The sequence below is a fragment of the Paramicrobacterium agarici genome, assembly GCF_002563955.1.
In the GTDB taxonomy this organism is placed as follows: domain Bacteria; phylum Actinomycetota; class Actinomycetes; order Actinomycetales; family Microbacteriaceae; genus Paramicrobacterium; species Paramicrobacterium agarici.
The window spans coordinates 1,514,915-1,533,404 of the sequence record NZ_PDJE01000001.1; the positions used below are offsets into that span (position 1 = coordinate 1,514,915).

Here is an 18,490-nt window from a genome sequence, read left to right on the forward strand (position 1 = left end):
CGACTGAATCCTACGACGACAGTGTGTCGGCGAGGCGCCGCGCCTGATCCGCGAGGTCGCGTGCCATCGTGGCGACGTCGCCCGTGGGTGTCTGCGCCGCGCGCGCCCCTGACCGCGGCTGAGCGGAGAGAGGCGCTTCCGTGGCGTCAGAGTTGGCGTCGACATCGAAGACGACGCGGTCGGCGCGGTGCCATGTGCAGAAGTACTCGATCGTCGTCCCGTTCTCGTCACAGCTGGTGCCCTCCAGAACGAGCAGGGGAGCGCCCGGTGACAGCGCGAGATCGTGAGCAAGGGTCTCTGACGCGGCGATAGCGCGCACTTGTCTGTGCCCGGCCGAGACCGGCACGCCGTAGCGCGTGCCGAGCGTCTCGTGGAGCGAAGCGTTCGTGAGATCGGCCGGTTCAAGGCCGGGAACGAGAGCCCGCGGAATCCAGGTGTGGATGATCGCGATCGCCTCGCCGTTGATGCTGCGTCGTCGAACGAGGGCGATCAGGTCGCTCGTGCCGAGTGCCTGTTCTGCTCGGGGGTCCGACGACCGCGCGAAATCGAGAACGTCGGTGGTGACGACATCGTCAGGAGTCGAGATCTGCGACGACAGTCCCGACATTTTCTGAACGGCGCGGTGATGTTCGTGATGAGGCGCGACCACGCTTCCGCGCCCGCGCCCCCGCTGAATGAGGCCGTCGTTCGCCAGTGCAGACATGGCCTGCCGAACGACGGATCGGGATACTCCGAATCGCGCTTGAACGTCGGCTTCGGTCGGCAGTTGTGAGCCGGGAGGCAGGCTGCCTTCGGCAATGGCCTGCCGGATCACGGAGCTCAGCTGATGATGAAGGGGCCCGTCATTGCGCGCATCGACCGTGGACGGTGCGACACTGTCGATCCACATGACAGCTCCTCTCGGTCGTCAGCTTCCAGCGTACTGGCCGGTTCCGCTACATCGCCTGAGCTGCCTCCCACACGACGTCCCACTTCGGTGCGAGGTCCGCTGCCCGCTCGATCGACAGCACGAGACTGGCCTCGCGGGCAATCCCCTTGCCGGCGATGTCGAACGCGGTGCCATGATCAACCGAGACGCGCACGACGGGCAGGCCAACGGTGATGTTGACGCCGTCGTCGCCGTAGACGGCTTTGAAGGGGGCGTGACCCTGGTCGTGGTAGCAGGCGACAACGAGGTTGTATTTTCCCTTGACCGCGGCGGGAATCAGCGCGTCGCCGGGCAGCGGACCGACGGCGTTCAGCCCCTCTTCGCGAGCAGCTTCGACGGCAGGCGTGAGAATGTCGGCATCCTCGTCACCAAAGAGCCGGTTCTCACCCGCGTGAGGATTGAGACCCGCGAGGCCGATGAGCTCGTCTGGCTTGCCCATGGACTCGGCGAATGCGCCCGCAAGTTTGAGGACGCTCAGCGTGCGGTCGAACGTGATGTTCTCAATGGCCTGCCGCATGGAGACGTGCGTCGTGAGGTGGAAGAAGTAGAGATCGCCCGCAGACAGAACGAGCGAGTAGTCCGTGACGCCGAACTCGTGCGCGAGGAGCTCCGTGTGCCCGGGAAAGTTGTGTCCGCCCGCGTGCATGGCCGCCTTGTTGAGCGGAGCCGTGACGATTCCCGCGACGTCGCCGTTCTTGGCCAGCCGGCACGCCTCGACGACAAAGCGGTACGATCCATCGCCGGCTGCAGCGCTGAGCTCGCCGACGGCAACGTGCTCAAGAGAGGGTCCGACCTGAATGACCTCAATCGTTCCCGGCGCGTTCTGGGCCTCCGCCGGGCTCGCGATCTGCCGAACGGCGGCCGCGTCGCCTCCAACGCTTTCAACGCCGCGCCTGACCGATGCCACATCGCCAATCACGATCGGAATGCACTTCTCACGAAGCTCGTCGTGCGCGAGCAGTGACTTTGCCGTGATCTCTGGGCCGATGCCGGCGACATCGCCCAGGGTGATTGCCAGTGCGGGTTTGGTCATAACGGTGTTCCTACGCTTTCGTTGTCGAGAAGTTCCGAGACGATGTCGGAGATGTCAGTGCGGGCCCCGAAGCCGCCGGCCTTCGTGACGACGGTGGCGCCGTTCGCCACGCCGCCCTCGATCGTTCCGATCGGCATGCCCTCGCGGATCGCCCGATGAATGTGCACGCGTTCGGTGCCGAGCGTCTCGAGCACGGCGCGCGCGCCCTCGCCGCCCATGAGCACGAGGCTCGCGCCAGGCTCGCCGGCGACCAGCGAGTGTGCGGCCTGGGCAAGACCGTCGGCGACGCGGCCGGATGCGTCTGAGCGCGACGACGCGAGTGTCTCCCGTCGCTCTGTTGGTGCTGCGATGACCGTGACCGGAGCCGTGCGGGCGCTGGCCGCCGACACCGCGTCGTGCCACTGCGAGCGAGCGCCGCTATTGAGGAGCTGTTGTAGCGACGGCCGGAGCACCACGACGTCGGACCGGGCGTCTGAGAGCGCGTCGACTTGCTCGAGCGTGACATCGTGAAGCGAACTGGCGACGAGCACCACACGCGATGCCTGCGCGCTCGGAGGAGTGGCTGCGACGAGGCCGTCGCCCCATGCGGCCGCCAGCGCCAGTGCGAGTCCCGCCGAGCCGACCGGAATCGCGCGATGTCCGAGAGAGGTGATGGCCTCGGCGAGCTCGGCGATGTCGGCTTCCGTCGAGGCGTCGACGGTGAGAACCGACGACGCGGCACTCGCAGCCTCGAGTGCGTCGCGCAGCGAGACGTTCGCGGAGCGCGCCACTCGAGTGCTGCCCGCAAGCAGATCAGCGATAGCGCTGGTCGCGACGGGCGTGACGGGGTCGCGGCCGATCGGCGTCTCGTGCACGGGCACGTTGTTGACGAGAAGGCGGCCGTCGACGACCGTTCGACCCATCGGCGGGTACGCCGAGCAGACGACGGCGACGGCAGACGGATGCTTCTCGCGCCAGACGTCGAGAGCTCCGCTGATCTGATCCATGACCGTGCCGCGGAGCGTCGAGTCAATCTTGAGGAAGAGGTGCGAGGCGTGTCCTGCTCCAGCAGCGACAGCCTCTCGCGTGCGGCTGCGGGCCTCGGCGGAACCGAGTGCACGAGCATCCGTCACTCGTGCGGTGACCGAGCCCGGCTTGCCACCCGCCTCAGCGCGGGAGTCGAGGACCAGCTGTGTGTGCCAGCCGGCCCTCGCGAACTGCACGGCCGAATCCGTTGCGCCCGTCAGGTCATCGGCGACGATCATCGCCGAAGGCGCCTGGGAAGTCGACACGTCGTTCATTGTCCTCTCTGTGGGCTCCGTCATTCGGCCGCGTGAACGGGTTCTGCTTCTGTGTCGAGTTCTGCCATTCCGCCCTGACGCTTGAGCACCCACGCCGCGAGGAGCGGCGCGAGAACCGCCGAGACGAGAACCGCGGAGGCAACCTGGGCCGTCGCGACCTCCATGTAGGGCTCGAACGCGGGGTCGGCGGCGGCGATGATCGCGGGAGTGGCGATCGCGTTGCCCGCTGTGGTCGCCGAGGCGATGCCGATTCCCGATTGCTTGCCGCGGCGCAGGATCCAACGGTATCCAAAGTAGGCGAGCGTTCCCGTGATCAGGGTGGCGATGGCACCGACGAGCAGTCCAGAGAGGCCGCCGCTGACGACGTTGCCCAGGTTGATGCCGGTTCCGAGCGCGAAGGCGAAGAAGGGGATGACGATGTTCGGGATCGGGCGCATGATCTCGGTCCACCGTTCGTCGAGGTTGCCGACGATGACGCCCAGCAGGAGCGGAATGACCGCGGCGAGAAGGAGGGTGTAGGGGATGTCGGCGAGTCCTGCCGCTCCGAGGAACAGCATCGAGAAGAACGGTCCGTCGTTGATGGCCGACGCCATGTACGCGCCGCGGTCGCGGGCGTCGCCGTAGCGTCCCGTGAACGCGAGCCAGAGTCCGCCGTTGCTGTTGTCCATGGTGACGATCAGCGCCAGGATCGAGACGCCAAGGATGCCGTCGAGGCCGGTGAACTGGCCCAGAAGCACGACGAGCCCTGCCGGAATGAGTGACTTCGTCAGCAGGATCGTACCTGTCGTCGCGAGCACAGGGCCCGACGTCTTGAGGGTGATCTGCATTCCCGTCGCGAAGATGAGGATGCCGATGAGGGGGAGTGCGCTGTCGCGGAACAGCGCAGACGTGAAGTTTCCGAGATCGAGGAACGCGGGAAAGAAGGTTCCGACGATCGACCCGAGAATGAGCGGAATGAGCATGAGCCCGCCGGGGATCTTGTTCATTCCGTCGAACAATGGAACGCGACTGGTGATGCGTGATTCGGCTGCCATGGCGAATCTCCTCTGATAAAGGGGTGGGGCACTTGTAGGTACTCAGTGTACGTACATATGGACTGAATGCAAGTGCGTGTCCTAGCAGCATCCGTGTCATATTTCACGCTGTGCGCGTAACACTCGTGACAAAAAGTGGTTGTCGGTGCAAGTATTTATTTCATGATCACTTCACTTCCCATTCTCGACATGTCACGCCTTGACGCCGGAGCCGACGAGGCAGCCGCCTTCCGCGACGAGCTGCGCGAGGTCACCCACGACGTCGGATTCTTCTACCTCGTGGGGCACGGCGTTCCGCAAGAGCTCATCGACGAGGTCGTCGCGGTGTCTCGGCGGTTCTTCGACCTTCCCGCCGAGCAGAAGCTCGCGATCGAGAACGTGAATAGCCCGCAGTTTCGCGGGTACACACGTATGGGCGGCGAGCTCACGGCGGGCGAGGTGGACTGGCGCGAGCAGATCGACGTGGGTCCCGAGCGTCCCGCGGCTGAGGACGGGAAAGAGGACTACTGGCGGCTCGAAGGACCGAACCAGTGGCCGGACGCCCTGCCCGAGCTGCAGAAGACGGTGACCGAGTGGACCGACCGCTTGAATGAGGTCGCGCTGCGACTGTTGCGCACGTGGGCGCTGTCGCTCGGCGCTCCCGAAAACGCCTTCGACGAGGCGTTTGCCCACGACCCGTTCTCGGTGCTCAAGATTGTGCGCTACCCGGGCGAATCAGACCCCGAGCCCAAGCAGGGCGTCGGCCACCACCGCGACGGGGGCGTGCTCACGCTGCTGCTCGTCGAAGAGGGAAAGGGCGGCCTGCAGGTCGAGCACGAGGGCGAATGGATTGACGCGCCCAGCGTTCCCGGTGCGTTCGTCGTGAACATCGGTGAGATGCTCGAGCTGGCGACCGGCGGTTACCTCAAGGCCACGCTTCACCGCGTGATCTCGCCGCTCAAGGGCACCGACCGCATTTCACTTCCGTTCTTCTTCAACCCGCACCTCGACACCCGAATGCCGCAGCTTGAGCTCAGCCCAGAGCTCGCGGCGAAGGCGCGTGGCCTGTCTGTCGACCCGACGAACAGCCCGATTCTCGAGACGTACGGAGACAACGCGCTGCGCTATCGGCTGCGTGCGCACCCGAACGTGGCGGAGGCGCACCACAGCGACCTGCTCGCTCGCGCGTAGCCATCGATCAGCGACGCACAAAGTAGAAGGCGCGGGATGCCGGAGCATCCCGCGCCTCGTTCGCGGATTGACTTAATTTTCACGCCGTCGTCTCGGAGGCTTCTTCTCGGAGTTTTCCGCTGGCCTCTGAGAGCCATCTGCAGCGCCGGGGACGCGCGGCTTCTGAACGGGGCGTGACCGAGAAATGCGGTAGTCGATGCGGTCATCGATGTAGCTGCGAAGCTCGGGAATCTCAGGGATCGACTCCGTCATTCGTCCCGTGACGTGCGTGGTCACGCGATCAAGGCGCGCCAGCCGCTCCGCGTAATCCATCACGCGTCGTTCATATCGGAGACCGCGCACCGTCGCAACGCACATGATCACGAGGATCACGCTGAACGGCAGCGCAGTGATCAGAGAGCCGGCCTGCAGCGATTCGAGTCCGCCGGCGATGAGCAGCGCAATTGCCACGGCACCCTCAAGCACCGCCCAGAGAATGCGTGACCACGTGGGCGGGTTTGGATGCCCGCCCGAGGCCAGCATGTCGACAACGAGTGAGCCCGAGTCCGAGGAGGTGATGAAGAAGATCGCAACAAGAAGAATGGCGATTACAGAGAGCACCTGGCCGAGGGGAAGCCCGCTGAGTACCTGGAACAACGACCCCTCCGCCGACACTTCGCCATCTTCGACGAGGTCCCCGGCGCCGAAGAACTGCCGAAACAATCCTGATCCGCCCAGAACCGAGAACCAGATCATTCCGACAATGGTGGGGACGAGAAGGACTCCCGCGATGAACTGGCGAACGGTTCGGCCGCGCGAGATGCGGGCGATGAACACGCCGACGAATGGCGCCCAGGCGATCCACCAGCCCCAGTAGAAGATCGTCCACGACGCGAGCCATTCCTGGCCCTCGGCGCCTGTGTACGCGCCGACGTCAAACGTCATGCTGAGGACATTGGCCAAGTACACGCCGAGAGACTCGACAAGGTTGCGCAAGAGGAAGAGCGTTGGACCAAAGATCAGCATGGTGATCATGAGGAGGCCGGCAAGGCTCAGGTTGATGTTCGACAGCCACTTGATACCTGCGCCGACCCCGCTGACGACCGACAGTGTCGCGAGGAACGTGATCACGATGATGAGAATGACCAGGACTGTTGTATTGACCTCACCGATGACGCCGATCGCCTGCATTCCCGCGGAGATCTGCTGGACACCGAGGCCGAGTGATGTAGCGATACCGAAGACCGTGCCGAAGATCGCCAGGATGTCGATGACGTCGCCCGGCCACGATTTCACCTTGTCGCCGAAGAGCGGCTCGAGGGCCCATCTGATGGACACCGGGCGGCCGCGACGGTGGATGGCGTAGGCCAGCGCGAGGCCGATGACCGCGTAGACAGCCCACGGGTGCAGGCCCCAATGCACAAACGTCTGTGCCATGGCAAGACCAGTGATATCGCTCTGATCGCCGTCCCAGCCCGGCTTCGGAGAGACCGTCGCGTAGGTGAGTGGCTCGCCGACTCCGTAGAACACCAGACCGATGCCCATTCCCGCCGCAAAGAGCATGGCGAACCATGAAAGAACGCCGAATTCGGGCTCGTCATCTTCCCGGCCAAGCTTGACCGCGCCGAGACGAGAGAATGCGAGCACGATCATGAAGGCGACAAACCCGCCAATCACGAGCATGTAGTACCAGCCGACGTTCTCGACGATCCACCCTTGAACATTGCTGAATACGTCAGCGGTGCCCGCCGGGAAAGCGATGGCGAGAACAACGACGGCAAGGATGATGATGAGCGCTGGCCAGAACACTCGAGGGGCGATGAGCCCTTTGCCCAGTCGCACTCCCTGCCGTTTCAGTTTGGCCGTGATCTCGTCGTCGGAGTCGTTCTCGGCGATATGCATGTGCGTGGGGACCGGCGTTACAGCCAGGTTGACCTCCGGGGCTCCGGGGAGGGTCGGGGTGCTCGCCTCAGTGGCCGATTCTGGTGGTGTCGTTCCTTCGTCAGCTTCGGGCGAGTCGTTGTCTGCGCTCATTGTCTTCCGTTCCGTCGATTTCGACTAGCGGGTATTCATCCTGGTGCCCGAGCCGCGGAGATTCAACCGGGTTGCGCGCGGCGAGCAATCCGAATGTCGATTCTTCGCTCTCGCGTTGCCGGCGCGAGTGCCGTGTCTGTACGCGTTACTGTGCCTGCGTGTGATGGCGGAGTATTGCAGCCCCCGTCGATCACCCGCCGGCGAAGGGTGGCAGAACGTCGACCGTTGCGGCATCCGGAATCGCCGCATCGTCGCCGAGCCGCGATCCGTTCACCATGAGCGAGCAGCGCTCGAGAACGCCGGCGAACTCGGGGCCGTGCGCGTCAGCGAGGTGCTGCTTGAGTGCACCCACCGTCGTTGCAGTGTCGAGCTGTGCCTCGTCGCGGCCTGCAGCATCCGCCGCCCCGGCAAAGTAGCGAACACGAATCACGCCGTCCTCCGTTCGACGAGTGACTGGGCCGTCGCGATCGCGGCGTCGATGTCGGTTCCGCGAGCCGTGGCCATGCCGACGAGAAAGGTCGTGAGCGGGCCGGCCGGGCGCGTGACGCCGTGAGCGACGTCGCGCGTGAGATCAAGCAGTGCACCCGTGGGCACCTCGGTCACGTCGATGCCGAGCTCTGATGCCAGCTCGGCGACCCAGGTGTCGAGCTCCTCGGGTGTGTCAGCCATCGTGTTCCTCCTCGCTGCTTCGATAGTGGTTGATTGCCGCCCAAGTATCAAGGTCGCAGCTCGCGCCGAGGCGGTCGGGCACGAGGTGCAGGCGGATGCTGCTGAGAAGCTGCCGCATCGATGCACCGGAGAGCTGGGGCACGGCGTCGACCGCGGACCGCAGCGCCGGAACGCGGTAGCGCCCCGCGAGCCACTGCTCTCGGCCATCCGCGTCGACGAGGGCTACGGCGTCGGCGTTCGGCGGTATCGGGGCGCTCAGCTGCGCCACGATGTCGCCTGCCCGCGGAAGGTCGCACGCGAGCAGCCACGTTTCGGGCGAGTCGGCGTCGGGCAGGGCGTCGAGCGCAGCGGCAAGCGCGGCGACGGGGCCCGTGAACGGCGGGTCCTCCCGCACGAGTGTCACCTCGGGGTAGGGGCGCAGCACCGTCTGCGCGAGGTGCGGCGGACCGACGACGATGATGGGCGCGCAGCCGGCTACCGCCGCGAGCACGTGCTCGAGAAGCATCCGCCCGCCCACGTCGACGCTCGCCTTGTCTGTGCCGCCGAGGCGCGACGCGCGGCCTCCGGCAAGTATGATCGCGGCGTTCACGACTCGGCACCCTGCCTGCCCGAGGTCGACCTCACATGAGGGGTGCGTGCCGCAGCATCCACTCGCGCTCGTGGTGCGTGCCGGATGTCACGCATGGCGATGCCAGTCTCCGCTCTTGCCGCCGGTCTTGTGGATGAGTTCGACGCTCTGGATCGACGTCGACTTGTCGAGACCCTTCACCATGTCGACGATGGTCAGCGCGGCGACGCTCACGGCCGTGAGGGCCTCCATCTCGACGCCCGTGCGATCTGCCGTGCGCACCGTGGCCTTGATGCCAACGCCGTCGTCGCGCACCTCGAGGTCGAGCGTCGCGCCGTGCACGCCGATCACGTGGGCAAGCGGAAGCAGCTCAGGAGTGCGCTTTGCCGCCTGAATGCCGGCGATGCGCGCAACCGCCAGCACATCGCCCTTCGGCGCGGTTCCGTCGCGCAACGCCGCAACGATGTGGGGCGCGCAGCTCACAAATCCGCGCGCCGTCGCACTGCGCACCGTCGGCGTCTTCTCGGTCACATCGACCATGCGGGCCTGGCCGCGCTCATCGAGATGCGTGAACGGCTGGTCCGTTGTTGCGCGAGAGCCCTCTCCGGCGGGGTTCGAAGTATCGCCGGTCACGACAGCACCATCACCGTCACGGCGTCCCCCTCGTGCACCTGGTCGACGTCGGCGGGCACGATCGCCAGGCCCTCGGCGTCTGCGAGCGAACTCACCAGGTGTGAGCCGCTTCCACCGTGTGACGCCGGCTGCACGATCTGCTCGTTGAAGATCACCGGAAGAACCTGCGTGCGTCCGCGCGGAGTGCGCCAGCCGGTTGCCGCGGTGCGGGTGACGCGCGGTCTGTCGATGTCGGCATGTCCGGCCATGGTGCGCAGCGCCGGTCGCACGAACATCTCGAACGAGACGGCGACGCTCACCGGGTTGCCGGGCAGACAGAACACGAGGGTGTCGTCGATGCGCCCGAAGCCCTGCGGTTTGCCCGGCTGCATGGCAACACAGTCAAAGCGAATGGATGCTGTGCCATTCAGCACCGACTTCACAACGTCGAATGCTCCGACGCTCGCCCCGCCCGTGAGCACGACAGCGTCGCTCACCGCACGTGCGTCGACCATGGCTGTGCGCAGCGCAGCGTTGTCGTCGGGGACGGTCGACACCAGAGTGACGTCGACGCCTGCCGCGCGCAGAGCGGCGCGCAGCAGCACGGAGTTGGACTCGGGAATCTGCCCGCGACTGGGTGTCGCGCCGGGCTCGATCAGCTCAGAACCCGTTGAGATCACCGAGACGCGGGGGCGTCGATGCGCTGTGACCGATGCATGACCGGCAGCGGCGATCGCCGACAGTTGCCACGCGCCGAGCTCGGTGCCCGCGCCCACGGCGATGCTGCCCGATTCGGCGTCGCTCCCTGCACGCCGAATGTGCGCGGACGGAGCCGGCTGCTCGGTGACGGTGATGACCTCGGGCGGCGTCTCGTCGATCGCCGTCCCCAGATCGGTATGTTCGAGCGGAACCACCGCATCGGCATCCTTAGGCATCGGCGCTCCGGTCATGATGCGCGCCGCCTCGCCCGGCCCGATCGCGGGGTCATCGGGAGACCCCGCGGCGACGTCGGCGACGATCCGCAGTCGGGCTCCCGCGACAGCATCCGCTCGGTGTGCGGCGTAGCCGTCCATCGCCGAATTGTCGAACAGCGGCACGGGCCAGCGGTTCTCCACGTCATCGGCGAGCACGAGCCCCAGCGCGTCGCGCAGAGCAACGGACTCGGCCGGCAGCACCTGTGTCGCGCCGAGAATGCGTGCCCGGTGCTCGTCGATCGTGATCATGGGCGCGCCGCTTGCGGGGGAGTGCGTGTGCTCGCTCATACTCTGCTCCTCTGCTCCCATGCCGCATAGCCGCCATCGAGCAGCCGGATGTCGGCCTCGGGGTGCGCGGCTGTGAGGGCTCGTGCGGCTGATCGCGCGCGCGGGCCCTGCTGGCAGAACACGACGACGGTGTCGTGAAGATCGATGGATGCTGCGTCGCCGAGCACGCGCGCCAGCGGAACGGACTCGGCGCCGGGGATGCTGCCGCGGGCGAACTCCTCGGGCTCGCGCACGTCGAGCAGCGTCGCCCCCACGAGGCCGTCAAGATCCTCGAGGGAGATGTGTGCCGGGCGGCGCTCGGCGGTTGATGTCGTTTCCGCGGGAGTGTGTGCGGCAGCATCCGGGGCGAGTGGCACCTCGCGAACGCGCTGGCCGAGGGCGTCGAGCACGAGCATCCGTCCAATCAGGCTGTCGCCGATGCCGCAGATCAGCTTGACCGCCTCGGTGACGAGGATGCCGCCGAGCTGACCGCACAGCGCGCCGAGCACACCGGCCTCGGCGCACGATGGAACATCGCCTGGCGCAGGCGCTGCGGGAAAGACGTCGCGAAGCGTCACCGCCGGGCCCGAGGGCGGGCGCGACCAGAACACGGTCGCTTGCGCGTCGAAACGCAGCACGGATCCCCAGACGAGCGGGATCCCGAGCGCGGCGCACGCGTCGGCGACGGCGTAGCGGGTGTCGAACGAGTCGCTGCCGTCGATGATGAGGTCGTAATCGGCGAAGATGCGCTCAGCGTTGTCGGGCGTGAGGTGCTCGCGGTGCTCGATCACGTGCGTGTGCGGCGAGAGGGAGCGGATGCGGTCGGCGGCGACGCCCGCCTTGGGCTGGCCCACATCGGCGGACGAGAAGATCACCTGACGCTGCAGGTTGCTCGCGTCGACAACGTCGTCGTCGACGATGCCGATCGTGCCGACGCCCGCCGAGGCGAGGTACAGCAGCACGGGTGAGCCGAGGCCACCCGCTCCCAGAACGCCGACGCGCGCGGCGAAAAGGCGACGCTGACCGGGCTCGCCTAATTCGGGCAGGCGCAGCTGACGTGCAGCGCGCTCGCGTTCGTCAGCGGGCAGCTGCTCTGCTGGCGCGACGAGAGGGGGAAGAGCCATGGCTCAACGCTAGCGTGAACGGTCGCAGAAATCGTGGGGCGATCGTGTGGGAATCGTTCCGAACGCATCACGGTTTGTCTCGCTGTGTGAAAACGTAATTCCATGAGCGCGGGCTACATCGAGTTATCGAACCGCAGATGCGGTGTTATCTTCGCTGTATGACCGCATTTCGCATCAGTGAGGCTGCGCCGCTTCTCGGCGTCAGCGACGACACCCTGCGCCGCTGGATCGACTCGGGGCAATTGCGGTCATCGCGCGACGCCGCGGGGCGCATCGTCGTCGAGGGCGCCGACCTCGCCGCTCGGCTGCGAGGCTCCGCGCGCGGGCCGTCTGATCCCGTGCATCGAGCATCGAGTGCGCGCAACCGCTTCGTCGGCATCGTCACCGACGTGATCTCCGACACCGTCATGGCGCAGGTCGAGCTGCAGTGCGGGCCGCATCGCGTCGTCTCGCTCATGTCGAGTGAGGCGGTGCGCGACCTCGGTCTCGAGGTGGGCTCGCTCGCGACAGCGGTGGTCAAGTCGACGACCGTCATCGTCGAGACTCCCAAAGAAGACTGACGCGGCGAAAGCCAGCGCAACCCGATACAGAGAAATGAGAATCGTGGCACAGACTTCGCGCCGCGTCGCCGCGGTGCTTTCCGCGGCGGCCGCAACAGCGCTGCTTCTCGCGGGATGCGCCAACACGACTACGCCAGAAGAAGACAGCGCAACAGCATCCTCGCCCCTCATCATCTTCGCCGCTGCTTCGCTGCAGGGATCGCTCGACGAACTCGCTGAGGAGTTTGAGACGCAGCATCCGGAGTTCGCCATCGCCCCGATCGTGTACGACGGTTCGCAGGCACTGGCGACGCAGATCGTCGACGGCGCCGATGTCGACGTCGTCGCGTTCGCAAACGAGCCGAGTCTCGCGCCGGTGACCGACGCCGGCGTGGTGGGCGAGAGCACGATCTTCGCCACGAATACGCTGCAGATCGCCGTTGCGCCAGGCAATCCGAAAGGCATCGACGATCTCGACGACCTCGCGAACGACGACCTTGCGGTGGTGCTGTGCGCGCCGGAGGTGCCGTGCGGCATGGCGTCGCACACGCTTCTCGACGACGCAGGTGTCGCGGTGACGCCCGTGAGCGAAGAGACGAACGTCACGAGCGTCGTGACACGCGTGACGAACGGAGAGGCCGACGCGGGGCTCGTCTACGCAACTGACGTGGCGGCAGCGGGCGATGATCTTGAGGGGATCACGCCGGCGAACGCCGATGCCGCGGTCAACCGATACCCGATCGCCGTGTCACGGTCGGCGCCGGCGCCCGAGGCCGCGCGCGCATTCGTCGACTTCGTGCTCTCTGATTCGGGGCAGAAGGTGCTCGCGGAGTACGGGTTCGGGGCGCCATGACGCTGCCGCGCGGGTTGTATATTCCGGCGGTCGCCGCGCTGGCGCTTCTGGTGCTGCCGATCGTCGGGCTCGTCTCGCGCGTGCGGTGGGAGACGCTCTGGAGCGACCTCTTCTCGGCAGAAGCGCTCACGGCACTGTGGCTCTCGGTGTCGACGGGCGCTGTCGCGACGGTCGTGTGCCTCGTGATCGGCGCACCGCTCGCGGTGATCATCGCCCGTTCCAGCATCCGTACCGCCGCCGTTCTGCGCACGATCGTGCTGATTCCCCTCGTGCTGCCGCCGCTCGTCGGCGGCCTCGCCCTCATCGCGCTGCTGGGCCGCTCGGGGCTCATCGGACAGCCGATCTACGAGGCGACGGGCTTCAGCCTGCCGTACACGACGGCGGCCGTCGTCGTCGCGCAGGCGTTCGTCGCGATGCCGTTTCTCGTGATCACGCTCGAGGGCGCCATCCGCACGTCCGGTGTCTCGCACGAGCAGATCGCCGCGACGCTCGGTGCGGGGCGCTGGCGCGTGCTCAGCCGTGTGACGCTGCCGCTCATCATGCCGGGCCTCGTCGGCGGCACAGTGCTGTGCTTCGCTCGGGCGATCGGCGAGTTCGGCGCGACGGCACTGTTCGCGGGCAACGCCGAGGGTGTCACGCGAACGATGCCGCTCGCGATCTACACGGCGTTCAATGGCGTCGGCGTCTCGCAGGAGTCGGCGGTGGCGCTTTCGCTGCTGCTGCTGGTCTGCGCCATCGTGATCGTGGGCGGAATGCGCTCGTGGCGAGAGGATGCTGTGCGATGAACGCCGCTGCGCCTGGTTTCGAGGATGCTGAGGGTCGCCCTTCTGCCGTGGACTCCGGCGTGCACAGATTCGGAAATCCTGAGCGACATGCCGACAATTCGGTGCGACACGCCGCAGATGGCCGCGGAATTCCGAATTCATGCAGGCCCCACCATCTCGACGCGCACGTTGTTGTGCAGCGTGCCGACTTCGCCGTCGATGTCGAGCTGAACGTGCCCGCGGGCTCACGTCTCGCGGTTCTGGGGCACAACGGGGCAGGGAAGACGACTCTTCTGCACGCGCTCGCCGGGCTGCAGCCGCTCACTGACGGGCACGTGCGGCTGGGCGATGTCGAGCTCGAGCGCCCTGGCAGCATCCGGATACCCTCCCATCTGCGGCGCATCGGGCTGCTCGACCAGAAGCCGCGGCTGTTTCCGCACCTCTCTGCACTGCGCAACATCGCGTTCGGCCCCCGTTCCCTTGGGCACGGCAGGCACGCGTCGCGGCAGATCGCTCTGCAGTGGCTGGAGCGCATCGGCCTCGCGCATCGCGCCTCGGCAAAGCCGCACGAGTTGTCGGGAGGGCAGCAGCAGCGCGTTGCGATCGCGCGCGCCCTCGCGGCCAGTCCCGAGGTGCTGCTGCTCGACGAACCTCTGGCCTCGCTCGACGCCGAGAGCACCCCGGGGGTGAGGCGGATGCTGGTCGACGAACTCGCCCGCACGGCGACGACGAGCGTCCTCGTCACCCACGACCTCGCTGACGCGTGGCAGCTCGCCGACGAGTGCGTCGTGCTGTCGGAGGGGCAGGTTGTCGACAGCGGCGTTCCCGATGAGCTCGCGACCGCGCCACGGCATCCGTTCACGGCCGCGCTCGCCGGGTTCGCCGTTGTGCGGGGAACCTGGAGCGCTGGCGGGCTCCGGGTTGGCGACAACGTGCTGCCGGGCACGCCGGGCGCGGCGATCGCCGAGGGTGCCGACGCGATCGCGATCGTCGCGCCGGCGAGCGTTGCACTCTCGGCGACAAGCGGCACATGGAGGGCGACGATCACGGAGGTGACGTCGCGCGGGGGCAGCGTGCGTGTCGACGACGCGGCGGGCCTCGCGGCGGAGCTGCCACTCGACGATGCGCGTGCGCTCGCGGGCGGGCGCCTGCCAGCATCCGGTGACCGTCTCTGGTTCACGCCGGACCCTGCGCACGTTCGGATCGTGCCCGCGTAGCGGGCCCTGCGATCGGGCTCAGGGTCTCGAGAGTTTCGGGGACCCAGACGGGTACTGCCGTCACGCCCGCCGGCGCTCTGGACAGCAGGCGTGAGCCATGGCACGATTTGTGACGTGACCAGCGCCTCCGACGAAGCACAGCAGCGGGCACGAGACCTCGCATCGTTGCGCCGTGTTCGAGACCGCATCGACCGCGAGTACGCCGATCCGCTCGACCTGGAGGCGCTTGCCCACGGCATCAACATCTCGTCTGGGCACCTCAGCCGGCAGTTCAAGCTCGCGTATGGCGAGTCCCCGTATTCGTACCTGATGACGCGGCGGGTTGAGCGGGCAATGGCGCTGCTGCGCCGCGGCGACATCAGCGTGACCGATGCGTGTTTCGCGGTCGGCTTCTCATCGCTCGGCACCTTCAGCACGCGGTTCACCGAACTCGTCGGCCTGTCGCCGCGCGAGTTCAAGAGCCGCGCCGACAAGCACGAAGGTGTGCCGTCATGCATCGTGAAGCAAGTATCGCGACCGATCAGGAATCAAGAAGTCCCTGGTCGGCGACCGCTCTAAGCTCACACATATGAAGATCACCATCGATACAACGGTTCTGCCCCACACTGACCCTGATGCCTCGCTCGCGTTCTACCGCGACGTGCTCGGCTTCGAGGTGCGCAACGACGTCGGAAAGGACGCGATGCGCTGGATCTCAGTCGGCCCGGCCGGGCAGCCAGACGTTACGCTGCTGCTGTCGCCGGCCGCCGTCGACCCTGGCATTACCGACGACGAGCGCCGCACGATCACCGAGATGATGGCGAAAGGCACATACGGGTGGCTGCTGCTGGCCTCCGACGATCTCGACGGCCTATTCGAGCGCGTGCAGGCGACAGACACCGAGGTCGTGCAGGAGCCTACCGACCAGCCGTACGGCGAACGGGACTGCGCCTTCCGTGATCCCGCGGGCAACCTCATTCGCATCAAGCAGGCGCGCTGACAGCATCCGAGAGAAGAGAACGAGCACGATGAGCACAACGGCCCCGATTTCTGAAGCCACCGCAGCCGACAGCCACGACGTGATCCGCGTTGTCGGTGCACGCGAGAACAACCTCAAGGAGATCTCTGTCGAGATTCCGAAGCGCCGTCTCACGGTGTTCACCGGAGTGTCGGGATCGGGCAAATCATCACTCGTGTTCTCGACGATCGCCGCCGAGTCGCAGCGCATGATCAACGAGACCTACAGCGCCTTCGTTCAGGGATTCATGCCGAACCTGGCGCGGCCCGACGTCGACGTGCTCGACGGACTGACGACGGCGATCATCGTCGATCAGGAGCGCATCGGCTCTGATCCGCGATCGACCGTGGGCACCGCAACCGACACCGGCACCATGCTGCGCATTCTGTTCAGCCGGCTCGGCAAGCCGCACATCGGATCACCGCAGGCGTTCTCGTTCAACGTCGCGTCGATCAGCGGGGCTGGCGCTGTCGCTTTCGAGCGCGGCGGCAAGACCGTCAAGGAGCGTCGCGACTTCAACATCGTCGGCGGCATGTGCCCGCGATGCGAGGGACGCGGGCAAGTGAGCGACTTCGACCTCACGGCGCTGTTCGACGAGACGAAGTCGCTCAACGACGGCGCTCTGCTGGTGCCCGGGTACACGGCAGACAGCTGGTACGGGCGCATCTATCGCGGCAGCGGCTACTTCAACAACGACAAGCCCATCAAGGACTTCACGACGAAGCAGATGGACGATCTGCTGCACAAGCCGGCGACGCGCATCAAGGTTGAGGGCATCAACGTCACCTACGAAGGGCTCATCCCCAAGATTCAGAACTCGATGCTGTCGAAGGACCGCGAGGCGATGCAGCCGCACATTCGTCGCTTCGTCGACAAGGCGATCACGTTCGACACCTGCCCGGAGTGCGACGGTACGCGCCTGAGTGAGAAAGCACGGTCGTCCAAGATCGATGGCCTCAGCATCGCCGACGTCAACGCCATGCAGATCAGCGACCTCGCGGAGTGGATCCGCGGCATCGATGACCCTTCGGTGGCGCCGCTCGTCACGGCGCTGAGCGAGACGCTCGACGCATTCGTGACCATTGGGCTCGGCTACCTCTCGCTCAACCGCCCCGCGGGAACGCTCTCGGGCGGCGAGGCGCAGCGCACCAAGATGATCCGCCACCTCGGGTCGAGCCTCACCGACGTGACCTATGTGTTCGACGAGCCGTCGATCGGTCTCCACCCGCATGACGTCGAACGCATGAACACTCTGCTGCTGCAGCTGCGCGACAAGGGAAACACGGTTCTCGTCGTCGAGCACAAGCCCGAGCTCATCGGCATCGCCGACCACGCCATCGACCTCGGACCGCTCGCAGGCACCGAGGGCGGCCAGATCATGTTCGAGGGGACCGTCGATGGCCTGAAAGCCAGTGACACCGTCACGGGTCGCCACCTCGATGATCGTGCGCAGCTGAAGAGCGAAGTCAGAACATCGACGGATGCTCTCAAGATCCGCGGTGCCAGCACGAACAACCTGCAGAACGTCGACGTCGACATTCCGCTCGGCGTGCTGTGCGTGCTCACGGGAGTCGCGGGGTCGGGCAAGAGTTCGCTCGTGACCGGATCTCTTGCGAAGCACGACGACGTGGTGCTCGTCGATCAGCAGCCCATCAAGGGGTCTCGTCGCAGCAACCCGGCGACGTACTCGGGCCTGCTCGAGCCCATCCGCAAGGCGTTCGCCAAGGCTAACGGCGTCAAGCCCGGCCTCTTCTCGGCGAACTCCGACGGCGCATGCCCCATGTGCAACGGCGCGGGGGTGATCTTCACCGACCTCGGCGTCATGGCGAGCGTGGAGTCGCCGTGTGAGCTCTGCGAGGGCAAGAGGTTTCAGCCCGAGGTTCTCGAGTTCACCTTCGGCGGCAAGAACATCAGCGAGGTTCTCGAAATGTCGGTCGCGCAGGCGGCGGAGTTCTTTGCCGATGGTGAGGCGAAGCTGCCTGCCGCGCACAAGATTCTCACGCGCATGGTCGATGTTGGGCTCGGCTACCTGACGATCGGGCAGCCGCTCACGACGCTGTCCGGCGGTGAACGTCAGAGACTCAAGCTTGCGATCCAGCTCGGTGAGTCCGGCGGCATCCTGGTTCTCGATGAGCCGACGACAGGCCTGCACCTCGCCGATGTCGAGAATATGCTCGCGCTGCTCGATCGGCTCGTCGACTCGGGCAAATCGGTCATTGTGATCGAGCACCACCAGGCCGTCATGGCGCATGCCGATTGGATCATCGACCTCGGGCCCGGTGCGGGGCATGACGGCGGACGTGTGGTCTTCGAGGGAACGCCCGCGGATCTCGTGGCGCAGAAGTCGACGCTCACGGGCCAGCATCTGGCCGAATACGTGGGCGCCTGAGCATCCGCAGAATTCTACGTGGCGTAGAAGCGTGTAGATTTAAAAGAGACCACGCGCAT

General features: G+C 66.3%; 19 protein-coding genes. 8 read left to right on the top strand and 11 right to left on the bottom strand.

Annotation, left to right across the window (positions count from 1 at the left end; genetic code table 11):
• Positions 1–10 precede the first annotated feature (10 nt).
• Genes ATJ78_RS07400 through ATJ78_RS07415 form a run of 4 tightly spaced genes read right to left on the bottom strand, consistent with a single transcriptional unit; the run spans position 11 to position 4,275 of the window.
• Positions 11–889, bottom strand: a complete 879-nt coding sequence (locus tag ATJ78_RS07400) for a GntR family transcriptional regulator (protein ID WP_098407003.1) — start codon at positions 887–889, stop codon at positions 11–13.
• Positions 890–935: 46 nt separating this feature from the next.
• Complete coding sequence (pdxA, locus tag ATJ78_RS07405; RefSeq protein ID WP_098407004.1) at positions 936–1,961, bottom strand: 4-hydroxythreonine-4-phosphate dehydrogenase PdxA; 1,026 nt, start codon at positions 1,959–1,961, stop codon at positions 936–938.
• Positions 1,958–3,232: a four-carbon acid sugar kinase family protein gene (locus ATJ78_RS07410; protein WP_169923418.1), complete on the bottom strand. Its 1,275-nt coding sequence runs from the start codon at positions 3,230–3,232 to the stop codon at positions 1,958–1,960. The genes pdxA and ATJ78_RS07410 overlap by 4 nt, the downstream gene beginning before the upstream one ends.
• Positions 3,233–3,261: 29 nt before the next feature.
• Positions 3,262–4,275, bottom strand: a complete 1,014-nt coding sequence (locus tag ATJ78_RS07415; protein ID WP_098407006.1) for a 2-keto-3-deoxygluconate permease — start codon at positions 4,273–4,275, stop codon at positions 3,262–3,264.
• Between the two features lie 162 nt (positions 4,276–4,437).
• On the opposite strand from ATJ78_RS07415, the gene ATJ78_RS07420 reads away from it, so the two are divergent.
• Positions 4,438–5,445 carry an isopenicillin N synthase family dioxygenase gene (locus ATJ78_RS07420; RefSeq protein WP_098407007.1) on the top strand — a complete coding sequence of 336 codons (1,008 nt, stop codon included), beginning with the start codon at positions 4,438–4,440 and terminating at the stop codon, positions 5,443–5,445.
• Between the two features lie 72 nt (positions 5,446–5,517).
• On the opposite strand, the gene ATJ78_RS07425 is transcribed toward ATJ78_RS07420, so the two are convergent.
• The 7 genes from ATJ78_RS07425 to ATJ78_RS07455 form a co-directional block, all read right to left on the bottom strand.
• Positions 5,518–7,458, bottom strand: coding sequence for a BCCT family transporter (locus ATJ78_RS07425; protein WP_098407008.1), 1,941 nt, complete (start codon positions 7,456–7,458; stop codon positions 5,518–5,520).
• Between the two features lie 190 nt (positions 7,459–7,648).
• Positions 7,649–7,888 (bottom strand): MoaD/ThiS family protein, encoded by a 240-nt coding sequence (locus tag ATJ78_RS07430; protein ID WP_211288444.1) that lies wholly within the window; start codon positions 7,886–7,888, stop codon positions 7,649–7,651.
• On the bottom strand, positions 7,885–8,127 hold the full coding sequence (locus ATJ78_RS07435) for a DUF6457 domain-containing protein (RefSeq protein ID WP_098407009.1): 243 nt from the start codon (positions 8,125–8,127) through the stop codon (positions 7,885–7,887). Before ATJ78_RS07435 ends, ATJ78_RS07430 begins: the two co-directional genes overlap by 4 nt.
• Positions 8,120–8,716 carry a molybdenum cofactor guanylyltransferase gene (gene mobA, locus ATJ78_RS07440; protein ID WP_098407010.1) on the bottom strand — a complete coding sequence of 199 codons (597 nt, stop codon included), beginning with the start codon at positions 8,714–8,716 and terminating at the stop codon, positions 8,120–8,122. Before mobA ends, ATJ78_RS07435 begins: the two co-directional genes overlap by 8 nt.
• A gap of 87 nt (positions 8,717–8,803) precedes the next feature.
• Entirely contained in the window at positions 8,804–9,328 is a 525-nt protein-coding gene (gene moaC / locus ATJ78_RS07445) for a cyclic pyranopterin monophosphate synthase MoaC (protein ID WP_281253372.1), read from the bottom strand.
• Positions 9,325–10,569 (bottom strand): molybdopterin molybdotransferase MoeA, encoded by a 1,245-nt coding sequence (locus ATJ78_RS07450; RefSeq protein ID WP_245836246.1) that lies wholly within the window; start codon positions 10,567–10,569, stop codon positions 9,325–9,327. Before ATJ78_RS07450 ends, moaC begins: the two co-directional genes overlap by 4 nt.
• Positions 10,566–11,672, bottom strand: a complete 1,107-nt coding sequence (locus tag ATJ78_RS07455; RefSeq protein ID WP_098407011.1) for a ThiF family adenylyltransferase — start codon at positions 11,670–11,672, stop codon at positions 10,566–10,568. The genes ATJ78_RS07450 and ATJ78_RS07455 overlap by 4 nt, the downstream gene beginning before the upstream one ends.
• 158 nt (positions 11,673–11,830) lie before the next feature.
• Between ATJ78_RS07455 and ATJ78_RS07460 the strand changes: the two genes are divergently transcribed.
• From ATJ78_RS07460 to ATJ78_RS07490, 7 genes are all read left to right on the top strand, one after another.
• The gene (locus ATJ78_RS07460) at positions 11,831–12,232 is read left to right on the top strand and encodes a TOBE domain-containing protein (RefSeq protein ID WP_098407012.1); all 402 of its coding nucleotides are present in this window, start codon (positions 11,831–11,833) and stop codon (positions 12,230–12,232) included.
• Between the two features lie 34 nt (positions 12,233–12,266).
• Entirely contained in the window at positions 12,267–13,064 is a 798-nt protein-coding gene (gene modA / locus ATJ78_RS07465; protein WP_098407013.1) for a molybdate ABC transporter substrate-binding protein, read from the top strand.
• Complete coding sequence (modB, locus tag ATJ78_RS07470; RefSeq protein ID WP_098407014.1) at positions 13,061–13,849, top strand: molybdate ABC transporter permease subunit; 789 nt, start codon at positions 13,061–13,063, stop codon at positions 13,847–13,849. Before modA ends, modB begins: the two co-directional genes overlap by 4 nt.
• Positions 13,846–15,045 (top strand): sulfate/molybdate ABC transporter ATP-binding protein, encoded by a 1,200-nt coding sequence (locus ATJ78_RS07475; protein WP_098407015.1) that lies wholly within the window; start codon positions 13,846–13,848, stop codon positions 15,043–15,045. The genes modB and ATJ78_RS07475 overlap by 4 nt, the downstream gene beginning before the upstream one ends.
• A 114-nt stretch (positions 15,046–15,159) precedes the next feature.
• Entirely contained in the window at positions 15,160–15,603 is a 444-nt protein-coding gene (locus tag ATJ78_RS07480) for a helix-turn-helix transcriptional regulator (protein ID WP_098407016.1), read from the top strand.
• A 10-nt stretch (positions 15,604–15,613) separates the two neighbouring features.
• Positions 15,614–16,024 (top strand): VOC family protein, encoded by a 411-nt coding sequence (locus ATJ78_RS07485; RefSeq protein WP_098407017.1) that lies wholly within the window; start codon positions 15,614–15,616, stop codon positions 16,022–16,024.
• Between the two features lie 28 nt (positions 16,025–16,052).
• On the top strand, positions 16,053–18,431 hold the full coding sequence (locus ATJ78_RS07490; protein WP_098407018.1) for an ATP-binding cassette domain-containing protein: 2,379 nt from the start codon (positions 16,053–16,055) through the stop codon (positions 18,429–18,431).
• Positions 18,432–18,490 lie beyond the last annotated feature (59 nt).